The 16,392-nt window shown below is 60.4% G+C and carries 18 protein-coding genes and 1 tRNA gene; 2 read left to right on the forward strand and 17 right to left on the reverse strand.

What is annotated here, in order from left to right:
- Positions 1-346: 346 nt before the first annotated feature.
- The 17 genes from N5J71_RS01740 to aspS all read right to left on the reverse strand — a co-directional run bounded on the left by N5J71_RS01740 (position 347) and on the right by aspS (position 14,821).
- The gene (locus tag N5J71_RS01740; RefSeq protein WP_038823683.1) at positions 347-1,363 is read right to left on the reverse strand and encodes an IS110 family RNA-guided transposase; all 1,017 of its coding nucleotides are present in this window, start codon (positions 1,361-1,363) and stop codon (positions 347-349) included.
- Positions 1,364-1,503: 140 nt separating this feature from the next.
- Complete coding sequence (gene nadA, locus N5J71_RS01745; RefSeq protein ID WP_169715538.1) at positions 1,504-2,562, reverse strand: quinolinate synthase NadA; 1,059 nt, start codon at positions 2,560-2,562, stop codon at positions 1,504-1,506.
- 137 nt (positions 2,563-2,699) lie between these two features.
- Positions 2,700-2,775, reverse strand: a tRNA-Lys gene (locus N5J71_RS01750).
- Between the two features lie 58 nt (positions 2,776-2,833).
- On the reverse strand, positions 2,834-3,508 hold the full coding sequence (gene queC, locus N5J71_RS01755) for a 7-cyano-7-deazaguanine synthase QueC (RefSeq protein ID WP_279916179.1): 675 nt from the start codon (positions 3,506-3,508) through the stop codon (positions 2,834-2,836).
- A gap of 2 nt (positions 3,509-3,510) precedes the next feature.
- A complete protein-coding gene (queE, locus tag N5J71_RS01760; RefSeq protein WP_039964491.1) occupies positions 3,511-4,158 on the reverse strand; it encodes a 7-carboxy-7-deazaguanine synthase QueE in 648 nt (215 codons plus the stop codon).
- Positions 4,159-4,371: 213 nt separating this feature from the next.
- Complete coding sequence (gene ybgF, locus N5J71_RS01765) at positions 4,372-5,184, reverse strand: tol-pal system protein YbgF (RefSeq protein WP_074860284.1); 813 nt, start codon at positions 5,182-5,184, stop codon at positions 4,372-4,374.
- A gap of 6 nt (positions 5,185-5,190) precedes the next feature.
- Positions 5,191-5,688, reverse strand: a complete 498-nt coding sequence (pal, locus tag N5J71_RS01770; protein WP_279916180.1) for a peptidoglycan-associated lipoprotein Pal — start codon at positions 5,686-5,688, stop codon at positions 5,191-5,193.
- Positions 5,689-5,742: 54 nt separating this feature from the next.
- Positions 5,743-7,041, reverse strand: a complete 1,299-nt coding sequence (tolB, locus tag N5J71_RS01775; RefSeq protein ID WP_074860287.1) for a Tol-Pal system beta propeller repeat protein TolB — start codon at positions 7,039-7,041, stop codon at positions 5,743-5,745.
- Between the two features lie 5 nt (positions 7,042-7,046).
- The gene (gene tolA / locus N5J71_RS01780) at positions 7,047-7,994 is read right to left on the reverse strand and encodes a cell envelope integrity protein TolA (RefSeq protein WP_279916181.1); all 948 of its coding nucleotides are present in this window, start codon (positions 7,992-7,994) and stop codon (positions 7,047-7,049) included.
- Positions 7,994-8,446: a protein TolR gene (tolR, locus tag N5J71_RS01785; RefSeq protein ID WP_074860291.1), complete on the reverse strand. Its 453-nt coding sequence runs from the start codon at positions 8,444-8,446 to the stop codon at positions 7,994-7,996. The genes tolA and tolR overlap by 1 nt, the downstream gene beginning before the upstream one ends.
- A gap of 27 nt (positions 8,447-8,473) precedes the next feature.
- Positions 8,474-9,166: a protein TolQ gene (tolQ, locus tag N5J71_RS01790; RefSeq protein WP_004423476.1), complete on the reverse strand. Its 693-nt coding sequence runs from the start codon at positions 9,164-9,166 to the stop codon at positions 8,474-8,476.
- Between the two features lie 2 nt (positions 9,167-9,168).
- Positions 9,169-9,621, reverse strand: a complete 453-nt coding sequence (gene ybgC, locus N5J71_RS01795) for a tol-pal system-associated acyl-CoA thioesterase (RefSeq protein ID WP_074860293.1) — start codon at positions 9,619-9,621, stop codon at positions 9,169-9,171.
- A gap of 53 nt (positions 9,622-9,674) precedes the next feature.
- Positions 9,675-10,727, reverse strand: coding sequence for a Holliday junction branch migration DNA helicase RuvB (ruvB, locus tag N5J71_RS01800; protein ID WP_116619560.1), 1,053 nt, complete (start codon positions 10,725-10,727; stop codon positions 9,675-9,677).
- A 100-nt stretch (positions 10,728-10,827) separates the two neighbouring features.
- Entirely contained in the window at positions 10,828-11,433 is a 606-nt protein-coding gene (gene ruvA / locus N5J71_RS01805; protein ID WP_074860296.1) for a Holliday junction branch migration protein RuvA, read from the reverse strand.
- 21 nt (positions 11,434-11,454) lie between these two features.
- The gene (gene ruvC, locus N5J71_RS01810; protein ID WP_004423469.1) at positions 11,455-11,979 is read right to left on the reverse strand and encodes a crossover junction endodeoxyribonuclease RuvC; all 525 of its coding nucleotides are present in this window, start codon (positions 11,977-11,979) and stop codon (positions 11,455-11,457) included.
- A 214-nt stretch (positions 11,980-12,193) separates the two neighbouring features.
- Positions 12,194-12,943 (reverse strand): YebC/PmpR family DNA-binding transcriptional regulator, encoded by a 750-nt coding sequence (locus N5J71_RS01815; RefSeq protein ID WP_279916182.1) that lies wholly within the window; start codon positions 12,941-12,943, stop codon positions 12,194-12,196.
- A 102-nt stretch (positions 12,944-13,045) separates the two neighbouring features.
- Complete coding sequence (aspS, locus tag N5J71_RS01820; RefSeq protein ID WP_257597504.1) at positions 13,046-14,821, reverse strand: aspartate--tRNA ligase; 1,776 nt, start codon at positions 14,819-14,821, stop codon at positions 13,046-13,048.
- 198 nt (positions 14,822-15,019) lie between these two features.
- Here aspS and N5J71_RS01825 point away from each other — a divergent pair, with 198 nt between their 5' ends.
- Together N5J71_RS01825 and N5J71_RS01830 are read left to right on the forward strand one after the other, a co-directional pair.
- Positions 15,020-15,454, forward strand: a complete 435-nt coding sequence (locus N5J71_RS01825) for an Hpt domain-containing protein (RefSeq protein ID WP_257597505.1) — start codon at positions 15,020-15,022, stop codon at positions 15,452-15,454.
- 166 nt (positions 15,455-15,620) lie between these two features.
- The gene (locus N5J71_RS01830) at positions 15,621-16,091 is read left to right on the forward strand and encodes a Dps family protein (protein WP_279916183.1); all 471 of its coding nucleotides are present in this window, start codon (positions 15,621-15,623) and stop codon (positions 16,089-16,091) included.
- Positions 16,092-16,392: the final 301 nt, after the last annotated feature.

Here is a 16,392-nt window from a genome sequence, read left to right on the forward strand (position 1 = left end):
TGACGAAGTTGCCGTAGCCTGGATGCAATCCGGGGGTATTGGCCTCTCACCATTCCCGGATTACATCCGTATATGGACTCCTCCCGTTTTGCCAGTGAAATAATCTGCCTCTGAACCTAGGTACGACTGCTTCCGTATATTCGACTTCTGATAAGGCGTTAGCCTTGAGCCATGATGAATTTCGCTCCTGTGCGCCTAACCGGGCTAGCGGCCTTGCAAAGCAGAGGGCCGATGGATGCAGCAGGTTACACACAGGTCGGTGCGACCGGTTCGTCATCAGTTCATGTCACTGTGCAATCGAGTGGATCTCTACTACGTTGCGTCTCCAGGTGTTGCGCTTTGCTGTTCAGCAAGGCTGATACTGTTCACCCTTGCTGAGGATCGCCCAGATAATCCGGGCATTCTTGTTCGCCAAGGCTACCGTGGCGATGTTCTTGTTGCGTCGGCACATTAGCTGGCTCAGCCAATCACTGCGCTTGTCCGTCTTGCTCTGGCAGTGCTTGAGCACTGAGCGCGATCCGTGGATCAGCAACGTGCGCAAGTATTTGTCTCCGCGCTTGCTGATACCCCCAAGGCGCTCCTTGCCCCCTGTGGAGTATTGACTGGGCACCAGTCCCAGCCAGGCCGCGAATTGCCTGCCACTGGCAAACTGTCTGGCATCGCCAACAGCACTGACGATGGCCGTGGCACTGATCGGGCCGAGCCCCTCGATCTTCATTAAGCGTCTGACCCGCTCATCCTCGCGCGCCTCGCGCTGGATCAGTTGTTCCAGCTTTTTCAAGCGCTCGTCATACCCTTGCAACTCTTCGCTCAACCCCCTCAGCAGCTCTCGCATCGTGCCAGGCATGCTGCTATCTGAATCATCGATCGCCCGACACAGTAGTTCGCGGGTTGCCGCAACGCCTTTGCGTGATTCGATCAAACCAAACTCGGCCAGCAACCCACGAACTTCGTTGACTAATGCTGTTCGAGCCTTGATCAGCCGACCTCTGATCCGATGCACCGACTGGCTCGCCTGTTGCTCTACTGTCTTGACCTCGACATAACGCATGGTGGGCCTGCTGGCCGCTTCACAAATTGCCTGCGCATCGTTCGCGTCGTTCTTGCCGCCTTTCACGTAAGGCTTGACGAACTGCGGAGCAATTAAACGCACCTCATGCCCCAGCTTGCCTAATTCACGGGCCCAGTAATGCGCGCTGCCACAGGCCTCCATCGCCACCACACACGGCTCCAGTTGGCGGAAAAAATCCAGCATCTGATGCCGTTTGAGTTGCTTGCGGCATTTGACCTGCTCATGGCTGTCGACACCATGAACTTGAAAAACCTGCTTTGCCAAATCCACGCCTATGCGTTTAAGTTTCATGCGGGCTCCCCCTCCGGGATTGCTTGTTTTACAACCTTCAGTCTGGCGCAATGACGCCGTAGGAGGGAGGAGTCCATCTCATTGGGCTATGTAAAGCAAGAAGCCCAGCATTGGCTGGGCTTCCTTTTACTGCATGCCTATCAGGCGTTACCGGCGACCTTCAGCCGCGCCGCCTGGGTGAAATCGAGCATGCGCTTGAGCGGCTTGATCGCCCTGGGAATCAGCGCCGGCTCGACATGAATCTCGCCGGAGCCCTGACGCAAGCCGGTCAGCACGCGCTCCAGCGTATTCATCGCCATCCACGGGCAGTGCGCGCAGCTGCGGCAGGCGGCACCGTTACCCGCCGTCGGCGCCTCGATGAAGGTCTTGTCCGGGCACAGCTGCTGCATCTTGTAGAAGATGCCGCGATCAGTGGCGACGATGAATGTCGAGTTGGGCAGGGTCTGCGCGGCCTTGATCAGCTGACTGGTGGAACCCACGGCATCGGCCAGCTCCACCACGTTCTGCGGCGACTCCGGGTGCACCAGAATGGCGGCATCAGGGTACAGCGCCTTCATGTCCAGCAACTGCTTGGATTTGAACTCCTCATGGACGATACAGGCACCGTCCCACAGCAGCATATCGGCACCGGTCTCGCGCTGGATGTAGTTGCCCAGATGCTTGTCCGGCGCCCAGATGATGGTCTCACCGTTGTCCATCAGGCTCTCGACAATCTCCAGCGCGCAGCTGGAGGTCACCACCCAGTCGGCACGCGCCTTCACCGCCGCCGACGTATTGGCATACACCACCACGGTACGCTCGGGGTGCTGATCGCAAAAGGCCGAGAATTCGTCCACCGGACAACCCAGATCCAGCGAACAGGTCGCCTCCAGGGTCGGCATCAGCACGCGCTTTTCCGGGTTGAGGATCTTCGCCGTCTCGCCCATGAACTTGACCCCGGCCACCACCACGGTCTGCGCTGGGTGCTGATTGCCGAAGCGGGCCATTTCCAGGGAGTCGGAAACGCAGCCGCCGGTTTCCTCGGCCAGCGCCTGGATCACCGGATCGCAGTAGTAGTGCGCCACCAGCACCGCGTTCTGCTTCTTCAGCTCAGCGGCGATTTCGCGGCGATAGAAGGCCTCCTCCTCGGCTGTCAGCGGTTTGGGCTGTTTGGCATCGAGGTGGGCCTGAACCAGAAGGCGTTCGGAAATCTGCGTCATGTCATCGAACCTGCGGTGCTCTTGAGCGAGCTGCGAGTATAGCCCCTGACTCCACATCACCACAGGCGATGCAGCATCAGCCAGAGGACTTTTCCGAGAGCAAAAAAAAGCCAGTCTGACGACTGGCTTTTGCGATCTGGTGGGTCGTGTAGGATTCGAACCTACGACCAATTGGTTAAAAGCCAACTGCTCTACCAACTGAGCTAACGACCCAACGCGAGGCGCATGATACTGATTTAATTCAGGAAATCAACACTTCACGAAATTATTTTCAATAGTAGCGCGTGACATCGGGTACGCCGGCAGCAGCGAAACCGGCGGCACGCAGGCGGCAGCTGTCGCATTTGCCACAGGCGCGGCCCTCGTCATCGGCCCGGTAGCAGGAGACCGTCAACGCATAGTCCACGCCCAGGCGCATGCCCGCCTGGATGATCTCGCCCTTGCTCATCTGCTGCAACGGTGCGCGAATGCTGAAACCCTGCCCTTCGACACCTGCCCTGGTCGCCAGGTTGGCCATGCGCTCGAACGCCTCGACGAACTCAGGACGGCAATCGGGATAGCCCGAATAGTCCACCGCGTTGACGCCAATGAAGATGTCGCGCGCCTCGAGCACCTCGGCCCAGCCCAAGGCAAGCGCCAGAAATACCGTATTACGCGCCGGCACGTAGGTGGCGGGAATCCCTTCAGTGGGCGATTCAGGCACGGCGATGCTGCTGTCGGTGAGCGCGGAACCACCGATGCCGTTGAGGTTCAGGCCGATCACCTTGTGCTCGACTACACCCAGTTGCCGCGCCACACGCTCGGCTGCCTGCAACTCGGCGCGATGGCGCTGGCCATAGTCGAAACTCATGCTGTAACAGGCGTACCCCTCGGCCTTGGCCATGGCGATGACCGTGGCCGAGTCCAGGCCACCGGAAAGGAGGATGACCGCTTTCTTGTCGTTCATGTTCAGTGTCCCGGCTCGTCGTTCCAGAGAATCTTGTGCAACTGCAATTGCAGGCGTACGGGCAGGTTGTCGGCCACGATCCAGTCTGCCAGCGCACGTGCATCGACCTGTTTGTGGCTGGGCGAGAACAGCACTTCGCCGGCTCGAGCAGCCAGGTCATATTCGATCAATTTGGATACTGCCCAGTCGTAGTCTTCACGCGAGCAGATGACGAACTTGACCTGATCGTTGCGTGTCAGCCACTGGACGTTCTCGTAGCGATTGCGCTGCACTTCAGCAGATCCAGGCGTCTTCAGATCGAGCACCTTGCTGACCCGGGCATCGACCGCTGAGACGTCGAGTGCCCCACTGGTCTCCAGCGACACCTCGTAGCCGGCATCACACAGACGCGCAAGCAAGGCAATGCAGTTGGGTTGAGCCAGCGGCTCGCCGCCAGTGACGCAGACGTAGCGCGGCCGATAGGCGGCCACCTGGTCGAGGATACTGTCCAGCGTGACGATCTCGCCGCCACTGAAGGCGTAGGCAGTGTCACAGTACTGACAGCGCAGAGGGCAGCCGGTAAGGCGCACAAATACCGTCGGCAAGCCGGCGGTACGCGTCTCCCCTTGCAACGAGTAGAAAATCTCGGTGATGCGCAGAGTTTCTTGCATGGTAGCCACGAGCGTGATGACGAAACAGGCCATCCGCTTCCGTTGCGTTGAAAGACAGGAACGCCGGCAGTGGCCGACATTCGACAGGGCATGGCGACAAGGACATCAGCCGAGCTGAAACCCCGCCTCGCATGCGAGCGCGCATTCTAATGGATCACGCGAGGCCAGATAAGAAAAACCCGCGACGGGCGCGGGTTTTCGTCAATTGCTGGCTTACAGCCGCTGCAGATCGCGCTGGGCCAGCTGGGCGGCCGAGCTACCCGGGTACTGCGCGATGACTTGCTGAAGGATGCCACGGGCCTTGTCGTTGTGACCCAGGCGACGTTCGACATCGGCCAGCTTGAACAGCGAATCCGGCACCTTGGCGTGACTCGGGTAGGCCTGGCTGACCTTGGCAAAGGCTTGAGCGGCTGCTTGCAGATCACCCTTGGCCAGATTCACTTCGCCCAGCCAATACTGCGCGTTACCCGCGTACTGGCTGTTGGGATAACGATTGAGAAAGGCGCTGAACGCCTGCGACGCCTTGTCGAAGTCCTTGGCCTTGATCAGGTCGAAGGCAGCGTCGTAATAGAGTTTTTCCTTGGCCGGATCACCCGGCTCGGCGCTGGCCTGCTGTTGTGCGGCAGGTGGCGTCGGGGTGCCACTGGCGTTGATCGCGCCAGTGGCTGAATTCTGTGCGGGAGCTCCACCGGCAGCGGCGCCGGAAGAAATGCGTTGGTCCAGATCCTGGTAACGCTCCAGACCTTCCTGCTTGAGGCGCTGAATTTCATTCTGCTGCTCTTCGACCATGCCACGCAGCTGGGCAATTTCCTGCTGCATCTGCTCGAGCTGGATGAACAGCATACCCTGTGCAGAAGCGGGCGCTTGCGAACCCGCTCCGACAGAGGCGCCGGCCGTACCATAACCCGCCGGTGGAAAGCTGCTGCCCTGTTGCATGGAGCTGCTTTCCAGTACGGGAACTTCCGCCATCACCGCGAACGGCAAGGCGAGCGTCAGAAGGGTCAGGATACGGCGGCAATCACGCATAGCAGCTTACTTACGCAGCTCTACGCGACGGTTCTGAGCCCAGGACTGCTCGTCGTGGCCAGTGGCAACCGGACGCTCTTTGCCGTAGGAAACGACTTCCAGCTGAGCCGGGGAGACGCCCTGCAGAACCAGGTAACGCTGCACGGCCTTGGCACGACGCTCGCCCAGAGCCATGTTGTACTCACGGGTACCGCGCTCGTCAGTGTGGCCTTCCAGAACGACGCGAGCGCCGTTGCCTTTCAGGTCCTTGGCGTGTACGTCCAGAGCGCGCATGGCTTCGGCTTTCAGGTCGGAGCTGTCGTAATCGAAGTAGAAAGTGGTGATAGCGCGCAGAGCCGCTTCTTCGCTCAGGCTGCCATCGACAGCGCCAGTGTTGGCACCGTAGCCAGCGTTCGGGTCAACTGCGCCTTCGCCAGCAGCGTCGCCGCCTTTGGAGGAGCAACCTACGGCAACGGCGAGAGCCAGGGACAGTGCAGCGAACTTACCGAATTTCAGCATTTCCATCATGTAACTCCTAATGAACCCCAGTTGTGTTAAGCAAAAAGGTGTAGCACCGCATCAGTTCAGGTAAGGGGACCAAGAAGGCTCTCGAACTTCGCCTTGAGCGGTAGGAAGAGGGAGCCTCACGCGTCCATTGATGGACGCCAACATCAAGACTCCCCGGCCCTGCTGGCGGGTGGCGTAGATTACCATGGTGCCATTGGGCGCAACAGTGGGCGACTCATCCAAACTTGTGTCTGAAAGTATGCGCAAACGGTTGGTTTCCAGGTCCTGGGCAGCCACCCTGAACACGGTGAAGCCATCCTGACGATGAATCATCACCAGGGTCTTTTCATCAGCCGACAATTTTGGGTTGGCGTTGTAGTTACCGACAAAGGTCACTCGCTCCACTGCCCCGCTATTGATGTTGGTCTTGTAGATCTGCGGACGACCCGCACGATCCGAGGTGAAGTAAAGGGTCTGACCATCCTTACCCCAGAAGGGTTCGGTATCGATGGCGTAATGGTTGGTGACGCGGCGCATCTGCCGGCTGCCCATGTCCATCACGTAGATTTCCGGATTGCCGTCCTTGGACAGCACGAAGGCTAGGCGATTGCCATCCGGCGACCAGGCAGGCGCGCCGTTGAGGCCCTCGAAATTGGTGATCTGCTCGCGGCGGCCAGTGTCAATATGCTGCACGAAGATGCGCGGACGACGCTGCTCGAACGACACGTAGGCAATACGACGGCCATCAGGCGCGAACGAAGGTGACAGGATCGGCTCGCGCGACTGCAGCAGGGTCACCGCGCGGGCACCGTCGTAATCGGAGCGCTGCAGGGTATAACGGGTGTTGTTGGCACCCATGCGCTCGGCCGTGACGTACAGCAGACGCGTGGAGAACGCGCCCTTGACGCCGGTGAGCTTCTCGAACGACTGGTCGGCGATATGGTGTGCCATATCGCGCAACTGATCGGTGCCACCACCGACATTGCCGGTCATGATCTGCTGCTCGGTGTTGACGTTGAACAGCGCGTACTGCACCTGCAGCCGGCCTCCATTGGGCACGATGTTGCCGACCAGCAGGTACTGGGCGCCGAGGGCTTTCCAGTCGCGGTAGATGACCTCGCTGGCCTGGGTCGGCAGACTGATCATGTTCTGCCGAGGGATCGGCTCGAAGTAGCCGGAGTTGCGCAGGTCATTACCGATGATCTGCGACATGTCTTCGGGCAATACCGAACCGCCCTGCCAGCCAAAGGGCACGACGGCGATGGGCGTGGCGCGGTCGGCGCCCTGGGAGATCACCAGCGGATCGGCCGCCTGGACGCTACCGACCAGCATGACCAGCCCCAGCAGGGCGATACGAATCAGGTTGTTCACAGCGCTCAATCCTCCGGTTTGAAAATAACGCGACGCTGCCTGTACCGACTGTCGAAGGTAGCGCGATCCAATTGTTGCATCTCGGGAATACGCCCGACGTTACGTACAGCTGCCACGGCCGAATTATCGAACGGCGCATCGCCACTGGAGCGCGATACGCTGGCGTTGGTGATGGTGCCATCGGGCAACATCTGGATCACCAGCTCGACACTCATGCCACGACGGGCCGACATCGGCCGCTGCCAATTCTCGGTGATCAGCTTGATGATCAGATCATCGAGGTTGCCGGCCACCTGGCCACCATGGGTCTCGGCCAGCGCCTGCTGGTTCTGCACATTATCCGACAGCAGTTCGGCCAGGGCTGCGGCCTTCTGATCCTCGGCGGCCTTGCGTCGTGCATCTTCAGCCTTGCGTTTGGCATCCTCGGCCGCTTTCTTTTTCGCGGCTTCGGCGGCTGCCTTTTTCTTCGCCTCTTCTGCAGCGGCCTTTTTCTTGGCCTCTTCAGCGGCTTTTTTCTTCGCCTCTTCCTCAGCGCGCTTCTTGGCGATATCGGCCTGGCGCTTCTGCTCGGCGGCCTTCTCGGCCTCGGCCTTCTTCGCTGCTTCAGCCTTGGCAGCTTCGGCTTTGGCCTGCTCAGCCTGTTTTTGTTCCTCGGCACGTTTGGCGGCTGCGACCTTCTGCTCCTCGGCCTTCTTCTGCTCCAGCCTTTCGGCCTCGAACTGCGGCGCGGAGGTTTTCTGTGCTTCGCCGGCGACCTTTTGCGTGGTCTGTGTAGTGGCCTGACTCTGCGACTGCAACTGGTACAGCGTAGCCTGAACCACCGGGCGCGCCGGTGGCAGCTCCGGGGTGAAGGCGACACTGACGAACAGCATGGCAAAGATGAGTACGTGCAGACCCACTGCCCAGACTACAGGCCAGAAGTAGCTTTCCGACTGCGTGCGCTCGTGCTGCATCAAGGCGCCTCGGTTATCAGTCCGACATTGCCGACATCGGCCTGCTGCAAGCCTCCCATGGCCGCCATGACCGTGCCGTAATCAACCGACTTATCACCGCGCACGAACACCTGCACCTGCTTACCCTGACGGCGATTCTCACTGATGATGGCCGACACGGCCTGGGTCATCTGCTCGAGATTGACGGCACGTTCCTGCTCGGTATCGACATCGACCTCGCTGCCCATGTTCCAGTAGTAGGTCTTGTCGGCCTTGATCGAGATGGTCAGCACCAGGGCGTCGTTATCCTGCGGCAACACCTCGCTGCTGACTTTGGGCAAGTCGACCTTGACCCCCTGATTGAGCATCGGCGCGGTGACCATGAAGATGACCAGCAGCACCAGCATCACGTCGATGTAGGGCACCACGTTCATCTCGGCGACCGGCTTGCGTCTGTTGCGAATTCTCGCCATGGTAAAAACCTGTCCTCTTCGCTCGCCTTATTCTTCCGAGGTATGCACTTTGCGGTGCAGGATGGCCTGGAACTCGTCAGCGAAGGTGTAATAACGACCGATCAACATCTCGCCACGGGCAGAGAAGCGGTTGTAGGCGATGACTGCCGGAATCGCCGCGAACAGGCCGATGGCGGTCGCGATCAGCGCCTCGGCAATGCCCGGGGCAACGGTAGCCAGCGTGGCTTGCTGCACCTGGGACAGGCCCAGGAAGGAATTCATGATGCCCCATACGGTGCCGAACAGACCGATATACGGGCTGGTGGAACCGACGGTTGCCAGGAACGGCAGAGCGGTCTCCAATTTCTCCTCTTCTCGGGAGATGGCCACGCGCATGGCACGCGACACACCATCCATCACGGCATCCGGGTCAACGCCCGGCTGCTGACGCAGGCGCGAAAACTCCTTGAAGCCGGCGCGGAAAATCTGCTCCAGGCCAGAGTCCGGATCCGGGTTGCTGCCGGCCTGGCGATACAGTTTGGACAAGTCGATGCCGGACCAGAAACGGTCTTCGAAGTTGTCCAGCGCGCGCTTGGCGGCACGAATGGCGGTGCTGCGCTGGAAGATCATCACCCAAGATATGACGGACGCCGCCACCAGGGTGAGCATGACCAGCTGCACCACCAGGCTGGCATGACTGATCAGGCTCCAGACCGACATATTGTCTACGTTGGCTTCCACGCTTACTCTCCTGCTGCAATTGGACCCGGCGCCTGCGTCCCGGCGAACGCATGTCGCAGAGGCTCGGGAATGGCCCGGGGTTTCAAGTTGTCGGCGCGCACACAGGCCACCAGAAACTGCCCTTCGCAGAGCAGCACATCATCCGCAGCCCGCCTGACCTGTTGACGAAAGCGCAGGCTGGCACGGTTCAATGCGATTACATCGGCGCTGATCACCAGCTGGTCATCCAGACGTGCCGGCGCGTGATAACGCGCTTCGGCCGAATGCACGACGAACAACAGGCCCTCACCGGCAAGCGTCGACTGGGCATAACCCAGTTCACGCAGGCGCTCGGTGCGAGCCCGCTCCATGAATTTGAGGTAGTTGACGTAGTAGACGATGCCGCCCGCATCGGTATCTTCGTAATAGACCCGGCAATGGTGGCTGAACGGCTGGACTCCGTTTTGCGCGCACATACTCTAGTCCTCGGCCTGCGGCTTGCCAATCCGGCCTGGTAACAATTTTTTCGTCATTCGTCACCTGCCGCGAAAAGATCGCCAGCGGCCTGCTCGCCAGCGCGCCTGGGAATATTCAGCCCGAAGTGCAGGTAGGCATGACGCGTGACCACACGCCCGCGCGGGGTGCGCATCATGTAGCCCTGTTGAATCAGATAGGGCTCGAGCACGTCCTCGATGGTGTGGCGTTCCTCGCCGATGGCTGCCGCCAGACTGTCCAGCCCTACCGGGCCGCCGTCGAACTTCTCGATCATGGCCAGCAGCAAGCGGCGGTCGGAGTGATCGAAACCGCGTTCGTCGACATCCAGCAGATTCAGTGCCTGATCGGCAATCGATGGGGTGATGTGGCCAGTACCACGTACCTCGGCAAAATCGCGCACCCGGCGCAGCAGGCGATTGGCGATACGCGGCGTGCCGCGCGCGCGACGGGCAATCTCGAAGGCGCCCTTGGCCTCGATGGGCAAGCCGAGAATTCCGGCCGAGCGCGCGACGATGGTGGCCAGGTCATCAACACCATAGAACTCCAGGCGCTGAACGATACCGAAACGGTCACGCAAAGGATTGGTCAGCATGCCGGCACGGGTGGTGGCACCGACCAGGGTGAAGGGCGGCAGGTCGAGCTTGATCGACCGCGCCGCCGGGCCCTCGCCGATCATGATGTCGAGCTGGAAGTCTTCCATGGCCGGATACAGCACTTCCTCAACCACCGGCGACAGGCGATGAATTTCGTCGATAAACAATACATCGCCACTTTCCAGGTTGGTCAGCAGCGCGGCCAGATCACCCGGTCGCTCAAGCACCGGTCCGGAAGTGCTCTTGATCGAACTGCCCATTTCTTCGGCGATGATATTGGCCAGGGTGGTCTTACCCAGGCCCGGCGGGCCGAAGATCAGCGTATGGTCGAGTGCTTCCACCCTACCCCGCGCAGCCTGGATGAACAGCGCCATCTGTTCGCGCACGACGGGCTGACCGATGTAGTCGGCCAGACGCAGCGGACGAATGGCTCTATCCTGCTGCTCTTCGCGCTCGCGGGGGGCGGCGGTAATCAGGCGATCAGCTTCGATCATCGAGGCATTCCACTAAAAATCCATTGAATTGCCCTGCCGGGCGGCAAACCATGCAGCATTTCCCAGCAGAAGGCCGGTGGATGAAAAGGCGTCACCCACCCTACGCCATGCCGCGCAGCGCGCGCCGGATCAAATCTTCACTGCTCATACCATCCTCCTTGACGGCGGCAACTGCTCGGCTGGCCTCCTGCGGCTTGTAGCCGAGGGATATCAGGGCACTGACGGCGTCATTCTCCGCGCTTGAGACTGCCTGAGCCAGTTGAGGTTCAACCACCAGAGGCGCGATGGACGGTATCGACTCCCAGGCCTTGAAGCGATCCTTGAGTTCTACCAGCAGTCGCTCGGCGGTTTTCTTGCCGACTCCCGGCACCTTGACCAGCGCTGCGGTGTCCTGTGCCTGCACGCAACGCACCAGTTCATCAACTTCGAGCCCCGACATCAACGCCAGCGCCAGCTTGGGGCCGACGCCATTGAGACGAATCAGTTCACGGAACAGCTCACGCTCACGCTTCTCGAAAAAGCCATAGAGCAGGTGCGCATCCTCACGCACGACCAGATGAGTGTGCAGGGTCAGCGGCTCACCCACTGCAGGCAGACGATAAAGGGTCGTCATCGGCACTTCCAGCTCATAACCGACGCCATTCACATCCAGAAGCAAATGTGGCGGCTGCTTTTCCGCCAGGGTGCCGCGCAAACGTCCGATCACCACTGTATTCCTTTGATCCGATTACAAACGAAGACGGCCGCCACGCCGCTTGGCGCCGGCCAGCCCATGGGGAATGAGACTTTGTCGATGGTGGGCATGGCACAGGGCGATGCCCAGGGCATCGGAGGCGTCGATCTGCGGCTTTTGCACCAGCTTGAGCAGGTGCATGACCATCATCTGCACCTGTTGCTTGTCCGCCGCGCCGGTGCCGACTACCGTCTGCTTGACCTGGGTAGCGGTGTATTCGCTGACTTCCAGCCCCGCCTCCACCGCTGCGACGATGGCCGCACCGCGCGCCTGCCCCAACTTGAGCGCCGAGTCGGCATTACGCGCCATGAACACCTGCTCGATGCCCATGGTCACCGGGCCATGGGTGCGAATCACCTCGCTGACGCCGCGAAAGACGATCTGCAGGCGCTCGGCCAAAGGTCCATTACCCGTGCGAATGCAGCCCGAGGCCACATACTCGCAACCGCGCCCGGTATCGCGAACCACGCCATAGCCGGTAATACGCGAACCGGGATCGATTCCTAGGATGAGGGTCATGTCGGCAACTGTCTATTTATCCAGTTGGCGAGTATACGGGCGTCCTCATGCGCCGTCACTCGTGACGCACCTGAGGAACCAGAGAAAACCGCAGAAGGGGCGCTGGGCAGACGCAGGGGGAGCGTAGGGTGGGCTTCAGCCCACCAGGGCCGCTTACCCATAGCGGACACACACGGACTCCACCCTACTCACCCTACACCTCCGGGCTACAGCTTCAGCCGAGCTGCTCCATGATCTCGTCAGCGACTTCGGCGTTGTGGTAGACGTTCTGCACGTCATCCAGGTCTTCGAGCATGTCGATCAGCTTGAAGACCTTCTGCGCGGTTTCCAGATCGGCAATCGGCGCGCTGATCGAGGGGATCATGGCGATTTCCGCTTCCTCGGCCTTGAAACCAGCAGCGCTCAGTGCTTCGTTGACGGCATGGAACTCGGTGAAGCTGGTCCACACCAGGGCCGAGCCATCCTCCCCCATCTCTACATCATCGGCACCGGCTTCCAGGGCGGCTTCCATCAGCGCGTCCTCATCGACACCCGGCGCGAAGCTGATCTGGCCCTTGCGCTCGAACATGTAGGCCACCGAACCGTCAGTGCCCAGGTTGCCACCACACTTGGTGAAGGCATGGCGCACTTCGGCAGCGGTACGGTTACGGTTGTCGGTCATCACTTCGACGATGATCGCCACACCGCTGGGTGCGTAGCCCTCGTAGCTGAACTCGACGACGTTGTCGGCTTCGTTGTTGCCGGCGCCGCGGGCGATGGCGCGGTCGATCACGTCACGCGACATGTTATTGGTCAGCGCCTTGTCCACGGCCAGGCGCAGACGCGGGTTATCCGCCGGAATCGGCCCGCCGTGCTTGGCAGCGACCGTCAGTTCACGAATCAGCTTGGTGAAGATCTTGCCCCGTTTGGCGTCCTGACGCCCCTTGCGGTGCTTGATATTGGCCCATTTGGAATGACCAGCCATAACTCACTCCATCTATAAGGTTTCACGATTACCGGGGCGTAAGAGTTTGAGTCTCCACCCCATAACGAAGAAGCCTGGAATCTCCAGGCTTCTTTGACAGGCTTATTCGGCCTTGGGTTGCTCGCGCAGGCGAATGTGCAGCTCGCGCAGCGACTTGTTGTCGACAATACCCGGCGCCTGAGTCATGACGCAGGCCGCACTCTGGGTTTTCGGGAAGGCAATCACTTCGCGGATCGACTGTGCGCCGGTCATCAGCATCACCAGACGATCCAGACCGAAGGCCAAACCACCATGGGGCGGCGCACCGTACTTGAGTGCATCGAGCAGGAAGCCGAACTTCTCCTGCTGCTCCTCTTCGCTGATGCCAAGCACACGGAACACGGTCTGCTGCATGGCCTTGTCGTGGATACGGATCGAACCGCCACCCAGCTCGGTGCCGTTGAGCACCATGTCGTAGGCACGCGACAGCGCGGCAGCCGGATTGGCCTCCAGCTCCTCGGGGGTGCACTTCGGCGCGGTGAACGGGTGGTGCATGGCGGTCAGGCTACCGTCATCGTTCTCTTCGAACATCGGGAAGTCGACGACCCACAGCGGCGCCCACTCGCAGGTGAACAGATTGAGGTCATGACCCAGCTTGATGCGCAGCGCGCCCAGGGCTTCGCTGACGATCTTGGCCTTGTCGGCACCGAAGAACACGATATCGCCGTCGACAGCGCCAACGCGGTCGAGGATGACGTTGATGTTATCCAGCGGGATGTTCTTGACGATCGGCGACTGCAGACCGTCAACGCCGGCCGCACGCTCGTTGACCTTGATATAGGCCAGGCCCTTGGCGCCGTAGATGCCGACGAACTTGGTGTAGTCGTCGATCTGCTTGCGCGGCATGCTCGCCCCACCCGGTACGCGCAGCGCGGTTACGCGGCATTTCGGGTCGTTGGCCGGGCCGGCGAAAACCTTGAACTCGACGTCCTTGAGCTGATCCTCCACATCCACCAGCTCCAGCGGAATGCGCAGGTCCGGCTTGTCCGAGCCAAAGCGGCGCATGGCTTCGGCCAGGGTCATGTGCGGCAGCTCACCGAACTCGACGTCCAGCACTTCCTTGAACAGGTTGCGCACCATGGTCTCGGTGATGTCCATGATGTCTTTTTCATCGAGGAAGCTGGTCTCGATGTCGATCTGGGTAAATTCCGGCTGGCGGTCGGCGCGCAGGTCTTCGTCGCGGAAGCACTTGGCGATCTGATAGTAGCGGTCGAAGCCGGCGACCATCAGCAGTTGCTTGAACAACTGCGGCGACTGCGGCAGGGCGAAGAAGCTGCCAGCGTGGGTGCGGCTCGGCACCAGGTAGTCGCGCGCGCCTTCCGGCGTGGCGCGGGTCAGGATCGGCGTCTCGACATCGAGGAAACCGTTGTCATCCAGGTAACGGCGGATGCTCGAGGTGATGCGCGAACGCAGCTTAAGCTTCTCGGCCATTTCCGGACGGCGCAGATCGATGAATCGATAGCGCAGACGGGTTTCCTCGCCAACGTCACTGTATTCGTTGAGCGGGAACGGTGGGGTTTCCGCCTCGTTCAAAACTTCCAGTTCATAGCCCAGCACTTCGATGGCGCCGGAGGCCATGTTCGGGTTGACCGCACCGGCCGGACGCAGGCGAACCTTGCCGGTGATCTTCACCACGTATTCGCTGCGCACGCGGTCGGCCTTGGCGAAGCTCTCGGCACGATCAGGATCGAATACCACCTGGGCCAGGCCTTCACGATCACGGATATCGAGGAAGATCACCCCGCCATGGTCACGGCGACGATGTACCCAGCCGCAAAGGGTGATTTCCTGGCCATCCAGGCTCTCGTTCAACTGGCCGCAATAGTGGCTGCGCATCATGATCGTGTTTCGCTTCTCTAAGGTCTTGGATAGGTCAGGCAGCCCCCAGCGCCCTGGGCAGGAGCCACACCGCAGCAAACGTCCAACTGTACGTCGCACGCCGATAAAGAGCGGGATTATATAGCGTAAATCGCCATGACGCAGCCGCCCGGCAGATGGCTTCTATAATCGATGAAGCCTCCCGCCAGGAGAACGACCATGCGCAGCAACCTGCCCAGCGACCTGCTGGAAGACTTTCGCCTCGAAGCCGCCGAGCAGCTACCACGCTGCGAACCACTGCTGATCGAGTTTGAACGAGCGCCCAAAAGCGCGGAAAGACTGCGCGAGCTGTTTCGCCTGATCCATACGCTCAAAGGCAACTTGGGTTACGTCGAGCTCAACACACAGATGCCGCCACCACAAGCCATCGAGGACGTACTCGACGCCCTGCGTTGCGGCGCCATGACCTTCGACAGCCTGCTGGGCGATATCCTGCTGCTTAGCCTCGACCGGTTACGCACCTTGCTGGATCAGGCCCTGGAGGGCAGCGATCATAAGCCTGACAGCGGACAGATCCGGCAACTGTGCAGCGTCCACTGGGTAGAGGTGTTCAACCGAACCTTGCAACAGCAGCCAACCCTGGCTCATCGCTGAGCGCTGCTTCGACGAGCGGATGCGACCCATTGAAAAATGAACCGTTCGTTATCGACAACATCCAAACATCGTATTCATTGATATAAGCCAGGTTCATCCTGGCAGCCCGCGTGTTAGCCTTCACTCATCATGCGGGCCACGCCCGGACCAACTGAAAGGAGAAATCATGGAAATCAATATCGGAATCGCCGAACAGGATCGCGCCGCCATTGCCGAAGGCCTTTCGCACCTGCTTGCCGACACCTACACGCTGTATCTGAAGACCCACAACTTCCACTGGAACGTCACCGGCCCGATGTTCAACACCCTGCACCTGATGTTCGAAGGGCAGTACACCGAACTGGCCCTGGCCGTCGACGCCATTGCCGAACGTATTCGCGCTCTGGGCTTCCCGGCACCGGGCACCTACGCCGCGTACGCTCGCCTGTCGTCGATCAAGGAAGAAGAAGGCGTGCCCACGGCAGAAGACATGATCAAACAGCTGGTTCAGGGCCAGGAAGCCGTGGTGCGCACTGCTCGCGATATCTTCCCGCTGCTCGACAAGGTCAGTGACGAACCGACGGCTGATCTGCTGACCCAACGCATGCAGGTACACGAGAAAACCGCCTGGATGCTGCGCAGTCTGCTCGCAGCCTGACTCCCAAGGCCCGGTTATCCGGGAATGCTGTTCACTTAAGGTTGCACACGCTTGGCTCCCCTCTCCCATACATTGGGGGCACGCCTAGTGGAGAGGGGCTGGGGGAGAGGGCTGAAAACACCGCAAACCTGCCAGTTTTCCCTCTCCGAACGCGGCCCGCCCTAGCCCTCTCCCCAAAGGGGCGAGGGGACTCATCGCGTCCGACCATTTCTTATGTGAACAGCATTACGGTCATCCGGGCCTTTTCATTAGGCACATAGTTATCCCCTGATCTATGCTCTGGCCATTAGCCAGCGAGTTC

It is taken from the genome of Ectopseudomonas oleovorans (assembly GCF_029845265.1).
Lineage (GTDB): Bacteria > Pseudomonadota > Gammaproteobacteria > Pseudomonadales > Pseudomonadaceae > Aquipseudomonas > Aquipseudomonas oleovorans.

What these genes read in the sequence shown, in the direction of transcription:
- N5J71_RS01830 (WP_279916183.1), top strand. Translation starts at nt 15,621, where the DNA reads ATGGAAATCAATATCGGAATCGCCGAACAGGATCGCGCCGCCATTGCC.
- queC (WP_279916179.1), bottom strand. Translation starts at nt 3,508, where the DNA reads ATGAACGACAAGAAAGCGGTCATCCTCCTTTCCGGTGGCCTGGACTCG.
- ruvB (WP_116619560.1), bottom strand. Translation starts at nt 10,727, where the DNA reads ATGATCGAAGCTGATCGCCTGATTACCGCCGCCCCCCGCGAGCGCGAA.
- tolR (WP_074860291.1), bottom strand. Translation starts at nt 8,446, where the DNA reads ATGGCGAGAATTCGCAACAGACGCAAGCCGGTCGCCGAGATGAACGTG.
- nadA (WP_169715538.1), bottom strand. Translation starts at nt 2,562, where the DNA reads ATGACGCAGATTTCCGAACGCCTTCTGGTTCAGGCCCACCTCGATGCC.
- tolA (WP_279916181.1), bottom strand. Translation starts at nt 7,994, where the DNA reads ATGCAGCACGAGCGCACGCAGTCGGAAAGCTACTTCTGGCCTGTAGTC.
- ruvC (WP_004423469.1), bottom strand. Translation starts at nt 11,979, where the DNA reads ATGACCCTCATCCTAGGAATCGATCCCGGTTCGCGTATTACCGGCTAT.
- N5J71_RS01740 (WP_038823683.1), bottom strand. Translation starts at nt 1,363, where the DNA reads ATGAAACTTAAACGCATAGGCGTGGATTTGGCAAAGCAGGTTTTTCAA.
- N5J71_RS01825 (WP_257597505.1), top strand. Translation starts at nt 15,020, where the DNA reads ATGCGCAGCAACCTGCCCAGCGACCTGCTGGAAGACTTTCGCCTCGAA.
- queE (WP_039964491.1), bottom strand. Translation starts at nt 4,158, where the DNA reads ATGCAAGAAACTCTGCGCATCACCGAGATTTTCTACTCGTTGCAAGGG.
- ybgC (WP_074860293.1), bottom strand. Translation starts at nt 9,621, where the DNA reads ATGTGCGCGCAAAACGGAGTCCAGCCGTTCAGCCACCATTGCCGGGTC.
- pal (WP_279916180.1), bottom strand. Translation starts at nt 5,688, where the DNA reads ATGGAAATGCTGAAATTCGGTAAGTTCGCTGCACTGTCCCTGGCTCTC.
- N5J71_RS01815 (WP_279916182.1), bottom strand. Translation starts at nt 12,943, where the DNA reads ATGGCTGGTCATTCCAAATGGGCCAATATCAAGCACCGCAAGGGGCGT.
- aspS (WP_257597504.1), bottom strand. Translation starts at nt 14,821, where the DNA reads ATGATGCGCAGCCACTATTGCGGCCAGTTGAACGAGAGCCTGGATGGC.
- ybgF (WP_074860284.1), bottom strand. Translation starts at nt 5,184, where the DNA reads ATGCGTGATTGCCGCCGTATCCTGACCCTTCTGACGCTCGCCTTGCCG.